General features: G+C 73.9%; 11 protein-coding genes. 10 read left to right on the plus strand and 1 reads right to left on the minus strand.

What is annotated here, in order from left to right; translation table 11 throughout:
• The first annotated feature begins 97 nt into the window (after nucleotides 1-97).
• The 10 genes from ACIPLC_RS01975 to ACIPLC_RS02020 all read left to right on the plus strand — a co-directional run bounded on the left by ACIPLC_RS01975 (nucleotide 98) and on the right by ACIPLC_RS02020 (nucleotide 10,510).
• Nucleotides 98-1,510: a hypothetical protein gene (locus ACIPLC_RS01975; protein WP_400469928.1), complete on the plus strand. Its 1,413-nt coding sequence runs from the start codon at nucleotides 98-100 to the stop codon at nucleotides 1,508-1,510.
• Nucleotides 1,511-1,512: 2 nt separating this feature from the next.
• Nucleotides 1,513-2,799, plus strand: a complete 1,287-nt coding sequence (gene lysA, locus ACIPLC_RS01980; protein ID WP_400469930.1) for a diaminopimelate decarboxylase — start codon at nucleotides 1,513-1,515, stop codon at nucleotides 2,797-2,799.
• Between the two features lie 47 nt (nucleotides 2,800-2,846).
• Complete coding sequence (locus ACIPLC_RS01985; RefSeq protein WP_400469933.1) at nucleotides 2,847-3,131, plus strand: acyl carrier protein; 285 nt, start codon at nucleotides 2,847-2,849, stop codon at nucleotides 3,129-3,131.
• A gap of 2 nt (nucleotides 3,132-3,133) precedes the next feature.
• Nucleotides 3,134-4,033 carry a hypothetical protein gene (locus ACIPLC_RS01990; protein WP_400469936.1) on the plus strand — a complete coding sequence of 300 codons (900 nt, stop codon included), beginning with the start codon at nucleotides 3,134-3,136 and terminating at the stop codon, nucleotides 4,031-4,033.
• Nucleotides 4,030-4,749, plus strand: a complete 720-nt coding sequence (locus tag ACIPLC_RS01995) for a hypothetical protein (RefSeq protein ID WP_400469939.1) — start codon at nucleotides 4,030-4,032, stop codon at nucleotides 4,747-4,749. The genes ACIPLC_RS01990 and ACIPLC_RS01995 overlap by 4 nt, the downstream gene beginning before the upstream one ends.
• Nucleotides 4,746-5,906: an acyl-CoA dehydrogenase family protein gene (locus ACIPLC_RS02000; RefSeq protein WP_400469942.1), complete on the plus strand. Its 1,161-nt coding sequence runs from the start codon at nucleotides 4,746-4,748 to the stop codon at nucleotides 5,904-5,906. The genes ACIPLC_RS01995 and ACIPLC_RS02000 overlap by 4 nt, the downstream gene beginning before the upstream one ends.
• Before the next feature lie 203 nt (nucleotides 5,907-6,109).
• A complete protein-coding gene (locus tag ACIPLC_RS02005) occupies nucleotides 6,110-6,685 on the plus strand; it encodes a 4'-phosphopantetheinyl transferase family protein (RefSeq protein WP_400469945.1) in 576 nt (191 codons plus the stop codon).
• A gap of 155 nt (nucleotides 6,686-6,840) precedes the next feature.
• Nucleotides 6,841-9,066, plus strand: coding sequence for an MMPL family transporter (locus tag ACIPLC_RS02010; RefSeq protein WP_400469948.1), 2,226 nt, complete (start codon nucleotides 6,841-6,843; stop codon nucleotides 9,064-9,066).
• Nucleotides 9,067-9,324: 258 nt separating this feature from the next.
• Nucleotides 9,325-9,615 (plus strand): response regulator transcription factor, encoded by a 291-nt coding sequence (locus ACIPLC_RS02015; protein ID WP_400469951.1) that lies wholly within the window; start codon nucleotides 9,325-9,327, stop codon nucleotides 9,613-9,615.
• A gap of 214 nt (nucleotides 9,616-9,829) precedes the next feature.
• Complete coding sequence (locus tag ACIPLC_RS02020; protein WP_400469953.1) at nucleotides 9,830-10,510, plus strand: BTAD domain-containing putative transcriptional regulator; 681 nt, start codon at nucleotides 9,830-9,832, stop codon at nucleotides 10,508-10,510.
• A 74-nt stretch (nucleotides 10,511-10,584) separates the two neighbouring features.
• Here the strand turns inward: ACIPLC_RS02020 and ACIPLC_RS02025 are convergent, their stop codons facing one another.
• On the minus strand, nucleotides 10,585-17,751 hold the full coding sequence (locus ACIPLC_RS02025) for an amino acid adenylation domain-containing protein (RefSeq protein WP_400469956.1): 7,167 nt from the start codon (nucleotides 17,749-17,751) through the stop codon (nucleotides 10,585-10,587).
• Nucleotides 17,752-17,850: the final 99 nt, after the last annotated feature.

Below are 17,850 nucleotides of genomic sequence, written 5' to 3' on the forward strand. Positions count from 1 at the left end.
CCCGCCGCACCCACGTACCGCAGCACCCGCAGCACCCGCAGCACCCGCGCACCCGCCGCACCGCGCCCGAGCGCACACGAGAAATGACGAGGTCGACATGCATCTACCGTCCTCCGGCTTCAGCGCGCGCCTCAAGCGCGCCGTGACCGGGTCCGCGGACACCCCGCTGGTGTTCCTGGGCAACTTCGAGGTGGAGAACCACTGGGCGCTCGGCGAGCCCGCGCTGCCCCGGGTCGCCTCGCACGCGGGCAGCGCGGTGGTGAACCGCATGGACGAGTTCGCGCTGCTGCTCGGCGGCAAGGACGACCACGTCGTGCTGAAGACCGCCCTGGACGAGGGCTACCGCGGCTACCTGGAGGGCCTCGGCCTGGCGCTGCCCACCGTGCACGTGGTGGCCGGCCAGGACCCGCAGCGCACCGTCAGCGAGGACGCCCTCGCCGACCCGGAGCTGCTGCGCGCGCTGTCCGCCGTCGCCGCCGAGGGCGCCCGGCTGACCGCGCACGGGATCTCCACCGTCGAGGAGGAGCTGGCCGGGCGCACCGGGCTGCGGCTGGGCGCCCCGAGCGCCGCGGTCTGCAAGCGGGTCAACAGCAAGGTGTACAGCCGCCGGCTCTCCGACGAGCTGGGCATCCGCCAGGCCCGCGGCTGGGCCTGCGAGACGCTGGAGGAGCTGGCCGAGGCGGTGGCCTCGGCCGGTGAACTGCTGGCGGCGGGCCGCAAGGTGGTGCTGAAGGACGCGTTCGGCGTGTCCGGCAAGGGCATCGTCGTGCTGGACTCCGAGGCCCGGCTGGGCCGGCTGCACCGGATGGCGGTCCAGCAGGCCGAGCGCGCCGCCAAGGCCGCGGGCGGGGCGCCGCGCACCGCCCTGGTGATCGAGGAGTGGGTCGCCAAGCGCTGCGACCTCAACTACCAGTTCACGGTCGGCCGGGACGGCTCCACGCACTTCGACTTCGTCAAGGAGTTGCTCACCGAGGGCGGCGTCCACAAGGGCCACCGGATCCCGGCCCGGCTGACCGACGGTCAGGTCGCCGAGATCACCGCGACGGCACTGCGGCTCGGCGAGCGGCTCGCCGCCGACGGCTACTACGGCGTGGTCGGCGTCGACGCGATGGTCGACCCGGACGAGGGCCTGTACCCGGTCATCGAGATCAACGCCCGCAACAACATGTCCACGTACCAGAACGTGGTGCACGAGGGCGGCCTGGCCGGGGCCGACGAGGTCGCCGTCGCCCGGCACTTCCCGCTGCGCCTGACCCGCCCGCTGCCCTTCGCCGAACTGGCCGAGGTGCTGGACGGGCTGCTGCTGACCGAGCGGGGCCCGCGCCCGCGCGGCCTGTTCGTGAACAACTACGCCACGGTGAACGCCGCCGCGGGCGCCTCCGCCGGCACCGACGCGGACGGCTTCGAGGGCCGGCTGTACGGCGTGCTCGTCGGCGCCTCCGACGAGGAGATCGAGGCGCTCGACACCGACATCACCCGCCGCCTCGCGGCCTACCCGGAACGGAGCTGACCGTGAGCGTCGCATTCGAGGTGCAGGGCATCGGGATCACCGAGCTCGCCGAGGAGTTCGGCACCCCGCTGTACCTGTACGACGGCGAGGAGATCACCACCCGCTTCCAGGGGCTGCGCGAGGCGCTGCACCCGGCGCTGGAGGTCTTCTACTCGCTCAAGGCCAACCCCAACATCTCCGTCTGCGCGCTGCTGCACAGCCTGGGCTCCCGCGCCGAGGTGTCCTCGCTGACGGAGCTGGTCACCGCCCGCCGGGCCGGGGTCGAGCCGCACGACATCATCTTCCTCGGCCCGGGCAAGAGCCGCGGCGAGGTGGCGGCCTGCCTGGACGAGGACATCCACGCGATCGTCTGCGAGTCGATCGGCGAGCTGGACCTGATCGACGAGGTGGCCCGCGAGCGCGGGATCACCGCCCGGGTCGCGCTGCGGGTCAACCCGAGCTTCTCGGTGAAGGGCTCCGGCCTGACCATGGGCGGCAAGCCGCGCCAGTTCGGCACCGACGAGGAGCTGCTGCTGGCCGAGGGCAAGGACCTCGCCGCCCGCTACCCCCACATCCGGCTGATGGGCGTCCAGGTGTACCTGGGCACCCGCATCCTGATCGAGGAGTCCGTCGTCGAGAACACCCGGCGGATCCTGGAGCTGGCCGAGCGCCTCTCCACCGAGCTGGGCTTCCCGCTGGAGACGGTCGACGTCGGCGGCGGCCTCGGCATCGCCTACTTCGACAACGAGAAGGACCTCGACGTCGCCGAGCTGACCGCCGGGCTCAACCCGCTGATCGCGGACTTCCGCGCCCGGCACCCGGACACCCGCATGATCATGGAGCTGGGCCGTTTCCTGGTCGCCGCGTCCGGCACCTACGTGACCCGGGTGCGCTACACCAAGACCTCGATGGGCGAGAACTTCGCGGTCACCGACGGCGGCACCAACCACCACATGGCGGCCGTCGGCATCGGCTCGTACGTGAAGCGCAACTTCCCGATGGCCGCGCTGGAGCGGCTGGACGAGCCGGCCACCGAGCCCTGGCACATCACCGGCCCGCTCTGCACGCCGAACGACGTCATCGGCAAGAAGGTGCCGATGCCGGCGCTGCGGGCCGGCGAGCTGATCGGGGTGCAGCGCTCCGGCGCGTACGGGCCGACGGCCTCGCCGGTGCACTTCCTCAGCCACGGCTACCCGGCGGAGGTGCTCGTCCTGGACGGGCGGGCGCACCTGATCCGGGAGCGCGACGACGTCGAGGCCATGCTCGGCCGCCAGCGGCTCTACCGCGCCGCCGGCGACGACCAGAACTGACCACCGACCGGCCGACCGACGGCCGGGACCAGCCCGAGGAGAACACCATGAGCGACACCGCCACCACCGAGACCGGCACCGTGGCCGACGTGAAGTACGTCGACGCCGTCCGCAAGGGCCTGTCGGAGGTCCTCAACAAGGACGTCTCCGGCGCCGACCCGGGCGTCCGCCTCTTCGACGAGCTGGGCCTGGACTCCAGCAGCGCGCTCGAACTGCTCATCACCATCGAGGAGATCCTCGACGTGCAGTTCGACGCCGACGAGCTGGACATGACCCACTTCGAGACCGTGGGCTCGCTGGCCGGCTTCGTCGCCGCGGAAGCGAGCGCCTAAGCATGTTCCGCGCGACTGCGCCCGTGCGGCGTCCGGCCCCGACCGGCGCGGACGGCCCGCACGGCACGCCCGGCCCGGCCCCGGCGGCGGTCCTGCCGCGGCTGGTCCGGGCCGGCGCCCACACCCCGCCGGGGCCGGGCGCGCCGTACCGGCCGGAGGCCGCGCGGGAGGACTTCTACCGCGAGCTCGGGGCGCTCTACGGGGCGGACTTCGACCGCGAGCAGTTCGCCGCCTCGGGGCGGCGCACCTCGGTGGAGCTGGCCCACGGCGCGCTCGACGCGCTGGGGCCGCTGACCGCCGAGGAGTGCCCCGAGGTGGTGGTGGTCGCCTACGCCGCACCGGACTTCGACCACGCCGAGCTGGTCGCCTCCTGCGTGAAGCGGCGGCTGCCGGGCGAGCCGCTCTCCTTCGCGCTGTCCGACCAGGGCGTCCTGGCGCCGTTCAGCGCGCTGCGGGTCGCCGTGGAGTACGCCCGGCGGTGCGGCTGGTCGCGGCTGCTGCTGGTGGTCGTGGACCAGGGCACCCAGCCGTTCCCGCTCCCCGCGACCGGGCAGAGCGCCGTCCACGCGGACGCCGCGGTCGCGCTGCTGATCCACTGGGACGGCGACGACGCGCCGCTGGGCGGCGCGGCCCAGGGCCTCCCGGAGCCGGGGCTGTTCGCCGACTGGGACACCTCGGCCGCGCTGGTCGCCGGCTCCGGCCTGTCCGACGGCTGTGCTGAACTTCCGACACACGGCGGTCCGTTGACCGAGGTGGCGGCCGGACAGCCCGCCACCGGCAGCTGGACCGCCCTGCTCACCGCCGCCGACCGGAACCGCCCGGCGATGGTGGCCGACTACGACCGGGAACGCGGCTTCCTGGCCTACTGCACGCTCGACACGGGGGAGTTGGGGGTCCGATGACGGTTCCGGCCGAGGTGCGCGAGCACTGGCGGGAGGCGCGGACGAGCGCGCGCAACGACGGCCTCGTCCCCGCACTGACCCTGCTCTCCCGCGCGCTGTCCCCCGGGGTGGCGCCGCGCGGCCCGCGCGGGCACGCCGTGGTCCCGCGCGAACTCCTCGGCGAATTCGCCGAGTCGGGTGACGACGAGGACGGGGACGGGGGCCCGGATCCGGTACCCGGCCTGGCCGTCCTGGGCCCTGTCGACGCCACCCGGGCCCCCGCCGGCCCCGACGCCCACGACTGGGGCACCGGCCTCGCCTGGCTGCGGCTCGGCGCGTCCGAGCGGCTGCGGGAGGCCTGCCTTGCCTACCTCGCGACCCGCCAGGTCGAGGGTTCCTCGCTGCTGCTGCAACAGCTGGTCAAGGGCGCGCTCGCCGACGTGCTGATCGACCACCTGGAGATCGAGGGCGTCCTCGACGACCTCGCCGAGGGGCCTGACGACTCCCCGCTGACCCCCGGCCGGCCCCTGGACGGCCCGGCCCTCGCCCGGCTCCAGGCCCAGATCACCCAGGCCGACCGGGCGCTGCTGCGACTGCTCGGGGCGTACGGTTTCACCGCCGAGGGGCCGGGCCGGGCGGCGTACGCCTCCGAGCTCCTCGCCGACGTGTACTGCGGCTGGCCGCGACCGGCCGAGGACACGGCACAGAACGTCGACTCCCGGAAGGGGAACGTGTGATCAGCCTGCCCGGCCCGCTGGAAACCACGCACCGGTACGTGCGGCGGTGGGCCGAAGACCTGCGGGCGGGCGCGCTCGACATCGACCGGGACCCGGACGCCGTCCACCGCTTCCTGGACCTGCCCGCCGTGCGGTTCCTGGCCGGCCACCAGGTGCCGCCGGAGTGGGACCGGGCGTCCGCCGAGGCCGGCGCCGGCCCTGCGCACGGCCTGGCCACCCTGGAGCGGGTCCTGGTGAGCGAGGAACTGGCGCGCGGCGACGCCGGGATGATGCTGGGCGCGCCCGGCGCCTCGATGTGCGGGGTGCTGCTGAGCGTGCTCGGCAGCCAGGCGCAGAAGGACTGGGTGTACGGCCGGCTCGCCGAAGGCCCCCGCTGGACCTGCTTCGCCCTCACCGAGCCCGACCGCGGCTCGGCCATCGGCGAGATGACCACCACGCTGACCCCGGTGGGCGACGGCTCGTACGTCCTGGACGGCGAGAAGCGCTATGTCGGCAACGCCGCCCGGGCCGACCTGGGCACGGTGTTCGCGCGGGTCGCGGGCACCGAGCGGCTCGGCGTGCTGGCCGTCCTGGTGGACACCGCCGACCCCGGATTCCGGGCGGAGCCACTGCCCACCCTCGGCCTGCGCGGCGTCCAGCTGACCAGGATCACCCTCGACGGGGTGCACGTGCCGGCCGAACGGGTGCTCGGCGCCCACCTGCCGCCGACCAGGCGGGGGATGTGGAGCATCGTCTCGGTCTTCAACCAGCTCCGCCCGAGCGTGGCCGCGATCGCCCTCGGCATCGCCCGGGCCGCCCACGACTACGTCGCCGAGAACCGCAGGGAGCTGCGCGGCGCGGAGCGCGAGCTGTTCGAGTCGCTCGGCCAGCGGATCGACGCGGCCCGCCGGTTGACCTACCGGGCGGCCCTCGCGGTGGACCGCAAGCCGGCCGCCGGGCACCTCTCCTCGGCGGCGAAGGCGCGCGCCTGCGAACTCGCCGAGGACGTCACGATGCACGCGCTGGGTTTCTTCGGGCCCGGTGCCCGGCTGGACCACCCGCTCCTCGACAAACTCGCCCGGGACGCACGGGGCGTGGAGTTCATGGAGGGGACACGGAACATCCAGAAGCTGAATCTGTTCCAGGGGCTGCACACCGGAAAGGTGGGCCGGTTCTGAACGGGACAGAACAACCGGTCGGTCGGGACACGGTCGAGATCTGGCAGATTCCGCTGACCGGTGGCGAGCACCCGGACCAGCCGGGCGGCGAGGCCGTCCGGGGCGCCCCGGACGGGTACCCGCCGCACCTGGAGGAACTGCTCGACGAGCAGGAGCGGGCCCGCGCCCGGAGCGGACGGCTGCCCGGGCTGCGGCGCCGCTTCGTGCTCGCGCACGCCGCCACCCGGATCGTCCTCGGCGAGCACCTCGGCCGCCCCCCGGCCGGGCTGCGCTTCAGCCGCGGCCCGTGGGGGAAGCCGGCCGTCGAGGGCGCGCCGGGCCTGCACTTCAGCCTGTCCCACTCGGGCGAGATCGCCCTGCTCGCACTGGCATCGCGGCCGGTCGGCGTGGATGTCGAGCTGGCCCGCGCCGACCTGGACACCACCCGACTGGCCGGTCGCTTCTTCCCCCCGGACGAACGGGAGCTGGTGGCCCGTGACGGGCCCGACGCCTTCACCCGGCTGTGGACCAGGAAGGAGGCGTGCGTGAAGGCCTCGGGCGGCAGACTCACCCAGGGCATGGGGATCCCGGTCGCCCACGACGGACCGGAAGCCACCGTGCACGCACGCTCCGGGCCGTTGCCGGGGCCGTGGAGAGTCACCGACCTGCCGCTTCCCGAGGATTACGCGGGGTCCGTCGCACTGATCGGCGACGGGCCCTTTAACGTGTCCCGCCGGATGTGGTATCAAATTCCGCCCGGGGAATCCGGCGACAACCCTCTCGGGTCGGCTGTCAAGTAGAAGAAACTCCCCCTCCAAACGTCGAAGTTGTACCCGTGATCATGCGTCGAAGCGTCACTAGATTCAGAGACGCAGGCGAACGCCGCACCGCACCGGGCCGGACTCATAAGTCAGGCCCGTGTCTTGATCCGGGCATTTCTTTTGAGGAGGGGAACGTGATCGTGGAAGGCAGGAACGTGATCACCAGGGCCGCTCGGTGGAGCGCCGTCCACCCCTGGTGGGCGATCGCGCTCTGGGTGGCGTTCGTCGTGGCGGCCCTCGTGGTCGGCGGCGTCACGGGCACCCGGCAGGCCACCACCTCCGACCTCGCCATCGGCCAGTCCGGCCGGGCGGCCGCGATCGCCCGCAGCGGCGGCCTCCAAGAGCGCGCGGTGGAGAACGTCCTCATCACCCCGTGGGACGGCGGCCGGCTGGACCCCGTCCAGGCGCAGTCCGCGGCCTCGGACGCCACCCGTGACCTGAAGGCCCTGCCCGGCATCAGCTCGATCGACGCGCCGGTGCCCGCACCGGACGGCTCGGCCCTGCTCGTCCCGGTGACCCTCGACGGCGATCCGGAGACCTCCGCCGACCGGGTGCAGCCGCTCATCGACACCGTGGCGAGGACCCACGCGTCACACGCCGAGCTGCGGATGGAACTGGTCGGCGCCGGCTCGATCAAGGCCGGGCTCAACGAGATGCTGAGCAAGGACCTCGGCAAGGCGACCGTGCTGAGCCTGCCGGTGACGCTGCTCGTGATGGTCTTCGTCTTCGGCGCGATCGTCGCCGCGAGCGTCCCGGTCGTCCTCGGCCTGTCCTCGGTGCTCGCCGGGCTCGGCCTGTGGGCGGTGGCGTCCCAACTGCTGCCCGACCCGGGGCCGGTGACCCACGTCATCGTGCTGATGGGCATGGCCATCGGGGTCGACTACTCGCTGTTCTACCTCAAACGCCAGCGCGAGGAACGGGCGTTGGGCGCCAACAACATCGACGCCATCGAGATCGCGGCCGCCACCTCCGGGCACTCGGTGCTGGTGTCCGGCGTGGTCGTCATGATCTCGATGGGGGCGCTCTACCTCGCCGGGCACATCGCCTTCGAGTCGATGGCCACCGGCGCGGTGCTGGTGGTCGCCATCGCGATCACCTCCTCGCTGACCGTCCTGCCGGCCATGCTGTCCCGGTTCGGCCGCTACCTGGACGCGCCGCGGGTCCCGCTGGTGTGGCGGCTCACCCAGAAGGGCGGGGTCAAGCCGCGGCTGTGGTCGACCATGCTCAAGCCCTCGCTGCGCCACCCGGTGATCGCGCTGGTGCTCTCGGTCGGCGCGCTGCTCGTCCTCGCGCTGCCCGCCCTGGGCCTGAAGCTCAAGGCCACCGGGATCGACGACCTGCCCCGGTCGATCCCGGCGATGCAGGCCAACGCGCGGCTGACCAACTCCTTCCCGAGCCAGGCCGACACCCACACCGTCGCGGTGAAGGTCCCGGCCGACCGGACGGCGGAGCTGGGCACCGCGGTGGAATCGCTGGTCGAACGCGCCGCGCAGGACGACCTCTTCGTGCACAACCCGGCGCCGGTCGTCCGCACCTCCCCCGACGGCACGGTCGCCACCATCGCGATCGGCACCCACTTCGACAGCGGCTCCCCGCAGGCCCGCGCCTCGCTGGCCCGGCTGCGCCAGGACCTCGCCCCGCAGACCCTCGGCACGGTCGCGGGCGCCGAGTTCGCGGTCGGCGGCAGCGACGTCGCGTTCGACGTCGACTACCGGGCGAACGTCATGCACAAGATGCCCTGGGTGCTCGGGGTGGCCCTGGTGCTGACCTTCCTGGTGATGACCGCCGCGTTCCGCTCGGTGACGCTCGCGCTGATCACCGTGGTGCTCAACCTGCTGTCCGCGGCGGCGTCCTTCGGCCTGCTCGCGCTGATCTTCCAGCACACCTGGGCGGAGGACCTGCTGCACTTCGAGTCCACCGGCCGGGTGGTGGCCTGGCTGCCGCTGATGCTCTTCGTGATCCTGCTCGGCCTGTCGATGGACTACCACGTCTTCGTGGTCAGCCGGATCCGGGAGGCGGCGCGCGGCGGGCTCTCCGTCAGGGAGGCGGTCGAGCAGGGCATCACCCGCACGGCCGGCGTGGTGACCAGCGCCGCGGTGGTGATGGTCTGCGTGTTCGCCCTGCTGGCCTCGCTGAACTTCATCGAGATGAAGCAGATGGGGGTGGGCATGGCCTGCGCGGTGCTGCTCGACGCGACGGTGATCCGGATCGTCGTCCTGCCGGCCGTGGTCACCCTGCTCGGTTGGAAGACCTTCTGGCCCTCGCGGCTCGCGCGCCAGACCACGACCCGGACCCCGCGGATGCCGGCCATCGTGGCGGCCGCGGCGGCGGCCTCGGCGGCGCGCACGACCCTCCCGTAACACGGGAGCCGTCCAACTCGACGGCCGGGGAAGGGCTTAGCCCCTCCCCGGCCCTTTTCGTGTGCGTTTCGTGCAGGCACCCGGCCGCAACCAGTCGTGACAAGGGGTTTGACGCCGACTGTCCCGTGGTGGTTTGTTACGGGAGTTGTAGAATCGCATGCGCGTTCGTCAGCACGTGAGCGACCTTCCCGGCGACGGGGGGGCACACCTGCCGGTGAACGCACCACGGGGAAGCAGGGGGCGGTCAGGGGGGTGGCCATGCACAGTGACGGCGGCCTCGCCTCGACGCGCTGGCGCAACGAGCTCACCCGGGTCGGGACGCTGTCCGGACGGGAGCGGCAGGTCTTCGACCTGATCGGCGCCGGACACTCCAACCGCGGCGTCGCCGCCCGACTGCACGTCACGGAGCGCACGGTGAAGGCGCACGTCGCCAACATCCTGGCGAAACTGGGAGTGGATTCGCGGCTTCAGGTGGGGTTGGTGGCTCAGGTCCACCAACTCATGTACGAAGGTACATGGCCGGACGACCCAGGCGTGTCCGATACTTGACCAGCGCGAATGATACCCAGGCTTTTCCCCTTTGTCAGGCCACCCCAAACAAGTCGACCGCTGTTGACGGTGGCAGGGCGAGGCCACAGGAGAAAGGCTTGCGGCTGGAGTTCACCGCTAGGGACGGGGGAATTTGATGTACATCTCCATATTAGGCCCACTATTGATCGGCGACGGTCAGCGCACCGTAGGTCTACGGGCGAAGAAGAACCGCGTGATGCTCACCATGCTGGCGCTCAACGCCGGCCAGGTGGTCGCGTTCGACGAACTGATCGACGAGCTGTGGGGGGAAGCGCCGCTCAAGAACGCGCGCAACGCCCTGCAGGCCAATGTCAAACGCATGCGCAAATCCTTGGGGGAACTCGGCCTGGAGGGGCCGGACCAGGAACTCATCCGCACGGTTGACAACGGCTACATGCTCAACGTCTCGGAGGACTCGGTCGACGCGTACCGGTTCCTGCGGACGGCGGAGAAAGGCGCGGGGCTGGTCAGTGACCGGCCGTACGAAGCGATGGACACGCTCCGCGAGTCGCTCGCGATGTGGCGCGGACCGGCCCTGCTCGACACGAGCGACGGGCCCTGGTGCCGGGCCGTCGCGCTGCGTCTGGACGAGCAGCGCAAGACCGCGCGGGAGGACCTGATCTCGGCGCAGCTGCAAGCGGGCGAGGCGGGGGCGGTGGTGGCCGAGCTGAAGCAGTTGCTCGCCCAGTACCCGGAACGCGAGCGGTTCAGCGAGCAGTTGATGATCGCCCTGTACCGGTGCGGCCGGCAGTCGGAGGCCGTCGACATCTTCCACCGCACCCGGAAGTGGCTCGACGACGAGCTGGGGCTCAAGCCGAGTCGTCGTCTCCACCACCTCTATCAGGCGATCCTGATGCAGGATCCGTCGTTGTAGTCCGCGGGGCGAGGGCAGCTCGTCCCGCCCCGTGACGGCCGGGCCCGGAACCCCGGGCCCGGCCGTCCGGTCGTTCAGGACCGGCGCAGTGCGGCGGCGGCCACCGCGCCGATCCGGCCCGCCGCCTCCCGGCCGAGCATCTCCTCGTGGCCGCAGGCGACGTCGTGCACCGTGAGCGCGCCGGTCAGGTGCGCGCGCCAGCGGTCGGCGAGTTCGGCGGCGGGGGCGCCCTGCACCTCGTCGGCGGCGGTGAACAGCAGCAGCGAGCCGTCGAACCGGCCGGGGGTGAACTCCCGGACGATGTCCGTGTGGTGGCGCATCACCGCCATCAGCCGGCGCAGCTCCCCGTCGTCGATGCCGCCCCCGGTGGCGTGGTGGGTGAGGAAGGCCTCGCGGATCTCCTCGTCGGTGGGGTCGTGGTCGCCCGGCAGCACCGGGAAGACGTCCAGCGCCGCCAGGAAGGCCACCCGCTCGCCCGCCGCCTGGAGCTGCACCGCCATCTCGTGCGCGACCAGCCCGCCGAAGGACCAGCCCAGCAGGTGGTACGGGCCGTGCGGCTGCACCCGGCGGATCCTCGCCAGGTACGTGGCCGCCAACTCCCGTACGCCCTCCGGCCGTTCCCACTCCCCCTCGGGCGCGGCGACGCCGTCGGACTGCAGCGCGTACACCGGCCGGTCCGGGTCGAGGTGCGGGGCCAGCTCCGCGTACGGCAGGCCGAAGCCGACCCCGCCGTGCACGCAGAACAGCGGCTCGGCGGTGCCGCCCGGCCGGATCGGCAGCAGCGGCTCCAGCGCCGTCGCGGGGAGCCGGTGCGAGGCGGCGGGCCGCGCGGCGGCGGCGAGGGCCGCCACCGTCTTGTGGGTGAAGACGTCGGCCAGCGAGAGCGTGAGCCCGGCCTTCGCGGCCCGGCTGACGATCTGCACCGAGCGCAGGCTGTCGCCGCCGAGCTCGAAGAAGTCCCCGTCGGCGCCGACCTGGTCGAGGCCGAGGATCTCGCCGAAGACCCCGGCGATGATCTCCTCGGCCGGCGTGCCCGGGCGCTGCACCGGGGCCTGCGGGGCTGCGGGCCCGGCACCGGGCGCCGGCAGCGCGCGGGTGTCGAGCTTGCCGTTCGCGGTCAGCGGCAGCGCGGGCAGCGTCACCAGCGTCGCGGGCACCATGTGCGCGGGCAGCGACTCGGCGACGAACGCGCGCAACACCGGCACGTCGACCGCGGCGACGCCGGGCAGCGGCACCACGTACCCGGTCAGCTGGGGCACGCCGGTGGGCGAGGGGGCGACCAGCACCGCGGCCTGCACGACCACCGGGTGGCGGAGCAGCGCGGCCTCGACCTCGCCGAGCTCGATCCGGAAGCCGCGCAGCTTCACCTGGTGGTCCACCCGGCCGACGTAGTCGAGCGTGCCGTCGGCCCGCCAGCGGACCAGGTCGCCGGTGCGGTACATCCGGGTGCCGGCCGGCCCGTACGGGTCGGCGACGAAGCGCTCGGCGGTGGTGACCGGGCGGCCCAGGTAGCCGTGCGCCAGGCCGGTGCCGGCGATGTACAGCTCGCCGGTGACGCCGACCGGGGCCGGGGCGAGGGCCTCGTCCAGGACGTACACCCGGTGGTTGTCCAGCGGGCGGCCGATCGGCGGCCGGCCGCCGCCCGGGCTCAGCGGGTCGCTCCAGGTGGCGCAGACCGAGGTCTCGGTCGGGCCGTAGGCGTTGCGGAACTCGACCAGCGGGGCGAAGCGGTCGACCAGCGCGGGCGGGCAGGCCTCGCCGCCGACCAGCAGGTGCAGGTCGGCGGGCAGCACCACGTCCTCGGGCAGGCCGGCCACCACGGTGGGCGGCAGCACGACGTGGTTGACCCGGTGTTCGGCGAGCAGCGCGCCCAGCACCGCCCCGGAGACCCGGCTCTCGTCGGTGGCGACCACCAGGGTGCCGCCCGAGTACAGCGAGACGGCGAGCTCCCAGACGGTGGCGTCGAAGCTGAACGAGGCGAACTGGAGCACCCGGGTGTCCGGCCCCGCGCCCATCCGCGCCCGGTGGTTGGCGGCCAGGTTGGCCGCCCCCAGGTGCGGCACCGCGACGCCCTTGGGGCGGCCGGTGGAGCCCGAGGTGTAGATGACGTAGGCGACGTCCTGCGGGACGAGCGGCCGGGTGCGGTCGGCGTCGACGGGGTTGTGGTCGGGCCGGCCGGCCAGGTCGGACCGGGTGCGCAGGGAGTCCAGGACCAGCGGGACGACGCCGTCGGGCAGCCCGGGGATCCGGTCGGCGACCGCCTCGGCGGTCAGCACCTGGGCGGGCGCCGCGTCCTCCAGCATGTAGGCGATCCGCTCGGCCGGGTACTGCGGGTCGACCGGCAGGTAGGCGGCGCCGGTCTTGAGCACCGCCAGCAGCGCGACCACCAGCGGCGCGGAGCGCGGCATCGCCAGCGCCACCACGTCACCGGGGCCGACCCGGCGTTCCAGCAGCAGGTGGGCGAGCCGGTTGGCCCGCTCGTTGAGCGCCGCGTAGGACAGCCGCATCGTCGCCGGGCCGGCCGGCACGCCGTCCGGCCCGATCAGCGCGGGGTGGTCCGGATCGGCGGCCGCCAGGCCCTCGAACAGGGCGGTCAGGGTGACCGGGGTGAACGGGGCGGTCGGGCCGGCCCACTCCTCCAGCAGGACGCGGCGCTCCTCGGCGGTGAGCAGGTCGAGGGCGCTGAGCGGCGCGTCGGGGGTGCGGGTGGCGGAGCCGAGCAGCGTGGCCAGGGCCCGGGCGAGGCGGGCCGCCGTCGCCCCGGTGAACAGGTCCTCGCGGTACTCCAGACGGATGTCCAGCCCGGCCGGGGCGCCGTCCGGGCCGGTCCGCTCCAGCACCTGGAAGGACAGGTCGAACTTGGCCGTCGTGCTGCCGATCGGCAGCACCTCGGCGCTCAGGCCTGGCATCGCGGGCAGCGGGTCGGAACTGTTCTCGAAGGCCAGGATCACCTGGAAGAGCGGCTGCCGGCCCATCGAGCGGACCGGGTTGAGCTCCTCCACCAGGTGCTCGAAGGGCAGTTCGGCGTGCCCGTAGGCGGTCAGGTCGGTCTCCCGGACCCGCCCGAGCAGGGCGGTGAACGCCGGGTCGCCCGAGGTGTCGGTGCGCAGCACCACGGTGTTGACGAAGAAGCCGACCAGGTCGCGGACCGCGTCGTCGGTGCGCCCGGCCACCGGGCTGCCGAGCGGGATGTCGGTGCCCGCGCCCAGCCGGGTGAGCAGTGCGGCCAGGCCCGCCTGGACGGCCATGAACAGGCTGGCGCCGCCGCGCCGGGCGAGTTCGGCGAGCCGGGCGTGGGTCTCGGCGGGCACCGTGCACTCGACCTCGGCGCCGCAGTGCCCGGCCCTGGCCGGGCGGGGGAAGTCGGTGGGCAGGTCCAGCTCCTCCGGGATGCCCGCCAGCGCCTCGCGCCAGTGCGCGAGTTCGGCGCTGGCCAGGCTGTCCGGGTCGTCCTTGGAGCCGAGCAGTTCGCGCTGCCAGAGCGCGTGGTCGGCGTACTGCACCGGCAGCGGCTCCCAGCGCGGGGCGGCGCCGTCCAGCCGGGCCCGGTAGGCCTCGGAGAGGTCGCGGGCGAGCGGGCCGAGCGACCAGCCGTCGGCGGCGATGTGGTGCACCGTCAGGGCCAGTGCGTGGCGGTCCCGGCCGAGGGTGAACAGCCGGGCCCGCAGCGGCACCTGGGCGGACAGCTCGAAGGGGTGGGCGGCCTCGGCGGCCAGCGCCGCCTCCAGCGCGCCCGGCGCCGCCCCGGAGAGGTCCACCACGACCAGCGGGGCGCCGGCCTGCTCCGCCTCCTCGGCGGAGAGCACCAGCTGCGAGGGCAGCCCGTCGGCCTCGGCGAAGACGGTGCGCAGGCTCTCGTGCCGGGCCACCACGTCCCGGACGGCGGCGGCCAGCGCGGCGGCGTCCAACGGGCCGGTGAGGCGGACCGCCAGCGGGATGTTGTAGCTGCCGGTGGGGCCGTCCATCTTGTCCAGGAACCAGAGCCGCTCCTGGGCGTGCGAGAGCGGCACCGAGGACGGCCGGTTCGGGACGGCGCGCAGCGCGGGGCGCCGGGGGGCCGGCTCCGCCGCTTCGGCGGCCGCCGCCTCCGGGTCGAGGGCGCGGGCCAGCGCCTCGGCCGTCCGGGCGTCGAACAGGGCCCGCACCGGGACGTCCACGCCGAGCGCGGCGCGCAGCCGGTTGGCGACCCTGGTCGCGGACAGCGAGTGGCCGCCGAGTACGAAGAAGTCGTCGTCGGCGCCGACCCGGTCGAGCCCGAGCGCCTCCGCGAAGACCGCGCAGAGCAGTTCCTCGCGCTCCCCCGCGGGCTCGCGTCCGGTGCCCGCCCGCTCGTCCGGCGGGGCGGGCAGGGCCTTGCGGTCGACCTTGCCGTTGGGGGTCAGCGGCAGGTCGTCCAAGGGAACGTACACGGCAGGGATCATGTGCGTGGGCAGCACCGATGACGCCCGCTCCCGCAAGCGGTCGCGGTCGATCCCTGCCGGTACGACATAGGCGACCAGGCGGGCGTCCCCCGCCCGGTCGGTGCGGGCCGTGACGACGGCCCGCGTCACTCCGGGCTGCGCCGCGAGCACGGACTCGATCTCGCCGAGCTCGATGCGGTAGCCGCGGATCTTCACCTGGTGGTCGCTGCGCCCCGCGTACTCCAGGGCGGTGCCGGCGGCGTCCCAGCGGACGATGTCGCCGGTGCGGTACATCCGCGCGCCGCGCGGGCCGTACGGGTCGGCGACGAAGCGCTCGGCGCTCAGGCCGGGGCGGCCCAGGTAGCCGCGGGCCAGGCCGGTGCCGGCGAGGTAGAGGTCGCCGAAGGTGCCGTCGGGGACGGGGCGCAGCGCGCCGTCCAGGACGTACACCCGGGTGTTGGCGATCGGGCCGCCGATCGGCGGTGGCCCGGCCTCGGCGGCGGTCAGCGGCGCGGCGGTGGACCAGATGGTGGTCTCGGTCGGGCCGTACACGTTGGTCACGGACGCGCAGTGCGCGGTGAGGGTGCGGGCCAGCGGCTCGGGCAGCGCCTCGCCGCCGACCAGGGCGCGCAGGCCGGCCAGCCGGGGGGCGTGGTCGGCGGCGAGCGACTGCCAGAGGCTGGGGGTGGCCTGCAGCAGGGTGGCGTCCATGCGGGTGACGGCGTCCGCCAGGGCGGCCGGGTCGCGGACCGTCTCGCGGTCGGCGACCAGCAGTTCGGCGCCGGCGGCGAGCGGGACGAACAGCTCCAGGTTGGCGATGTCGAAGCCGAAGGTGGTGACGGCGAGGAAGCGGTCCTCGGTGGTCACTTCGAAGCGGGCCGCCATGTCCTCGACCAGGTTGACCAGCGCCCGGTGCGGCACCACGACGCCCTTGGGGCGGCCGGTGGAGCCCGAGGTGTAGATCACGTACGCGGGGTGGTCGGCGCGCGGGGCCGGGGCCGGTACGCGCTGCCCGGGCGCACCGGTCGCGGCGTCCGGGCCGTCCAGCACCCACAGCTCGCCGGTGCTCATCCCGCCTTCGGCGCCTTCGGCGGCTTCGGCGGCGAGGAGTTCGCGCACCCGGCGGTGGGTGAGGGTGACCACCGGGGCGGCGTCGGCGAGCATGTAGCGCAGCCGGTCGGCCGGGTAGTCCGGGTCCAGCGGCAGGTAGGCCGCGCCGGACTTGAGGACGGCCAGGGCGGCCACCACCAGGTCGCAGGAGCGGTCCAGCGCGATCGCCACCACCTGCTCCGGGCCGGCCCCGGCGGCGTGCAGGGCGTGCGCCAGCACGTCGGCCCGGGCGTGCAGTTCGCGGTAGGTCAGGCGCTCCTCGCCGCAGCGCACGGCGGGCGCGTCCGGGGTGCGGGCGGCCCGGTCGGCCAGCAGCGGGGCCAGCCAGTCGCCGGACAGCGGTGCCTCGGTGGCGTTGCGGGCCTCGGTGATCCCGGCCCGCTCGGCCTCGTCCAGGACGTCCAGCCGGCCGCACGGCTCGTCGGGCCGGGCGACGGCGGCGGCCAGCAGCCGGGCGAAGCGCCGCCCGACCAGTTCGGCCTCGGCCCGGGTGACCAGCGCGGGCACGTGGTTGACGGCGAGGCCGAACGGAGTGCCGGGGAAGACCGTGAGGGTGACCGGGAAGTGGGTGGCGGAGCGGACGTCGGCGCCGGTCACCCGGGGGCCGGTGCCGGTGGCCAGCGGCAGGCCGCCCATCGGGTAGTTCTGGAACATCAGGGCGGTGTCGAAGAGTTCGCCGCGCACGGCGGTGAGCTGCTGGACCTCCGCCAGGGTCAGGTGCTCGTGCGCCAGCAGGTCGGTCTGCGACCGCTGCACGTCGGCGAAGAGCTCCGCCGGGGTGCGGGCCGGGTCGACGTCCACCCGGACCGGGAGCGTGTTGGCGAACAGGCCCACCATCCGCTCGACGTCCGGGATCTGGGCCGGCCGGCCGGAGGTGACCGCGCCGAACAGCACGGTGTCCTGGCCGGTCAGCCGGGACAGCAGCAGCGCCCAGCAGCCCTGCACCACCGCGTTGACGGTCAGGCCGCGCGAGCGGGCGAAGCCGGTCAGCGCCGCGGAGACCTCGGGCGTCAGCTCCAGCGGGACGGCCTGCGGCAGCGCGGCCGCCCCGGCGGCCCGGGCCCGGTCGGCCGGCACCAGCCGGGTCGGGTCGACGACCCCGGCCAGGGCGGCGGTCCAGGCCTGCCGGGCGGCCTCCTTGTCCTGCGCGCCGAGCCAGGCCAGGTGCGCCTGGTAGCGGGCCGCACCGGCCTGCGGCTGCCCGGACGGCGTGCCGCCGGCCTTCAGCTCCTCGGCGAGCGCGGCGAGTTCGCCGATCAGCGAGACCATCGACCAGCCGTCCACCAGGATGTGGTGGACGGTCCAGACCAGCCGGCAGCGCCCGCCCTCGGCACGGGCCAGGGTGAGCCGCTGGAGCGGCGGGCGGGCGAGGTCGAAGCGGCGCAGCCGGTCCTCCTCGGCGAGCCGGTCGAACTCGGCCTCCGGTCCGGCCGCGGAGGCCGCCACCGCGACCTCGCGCCACGGCAGTTCGACCGACGTGGGGATCACCTGGATCGCCTCGCCGTTCTTGCGGTGCCGGAAGCAGGCCTTCAGGTTGGGGTGCCGCTCCAGGAGCAGGCCCGCCGCGGTGCGCAGCGCGGCGGCATCGGCGTCGGTCAGCTCGTCCAGGTCGAGGACCAGCTGAATGGTGTAGACGTCCGTCCCCTCACGGTCGTACTCCGAGAGAAAGAGCAGTCCCTGTTGCAGCGGCGAGAGCGGAAGGACTTCACTGATGGCGGACGGCCGATTCAAACCGGGCTCCTCGTGGAAGGCCTGCAAGGTGCGGAATAACAAACGCTTTCCGATGGCGCTGACGAGCAACTGACCGGCAACTGACGGACGGCTGACGCG

It is taken from the genome of Kitasatospora sp. NPDC086801, assembly GCF_044745805.1.
Classification (GTDB): Bacteria; Actinomycetota; Actinomycetes; order Streptomycetales; family Streptomycetaceae; genus Kitasatospora.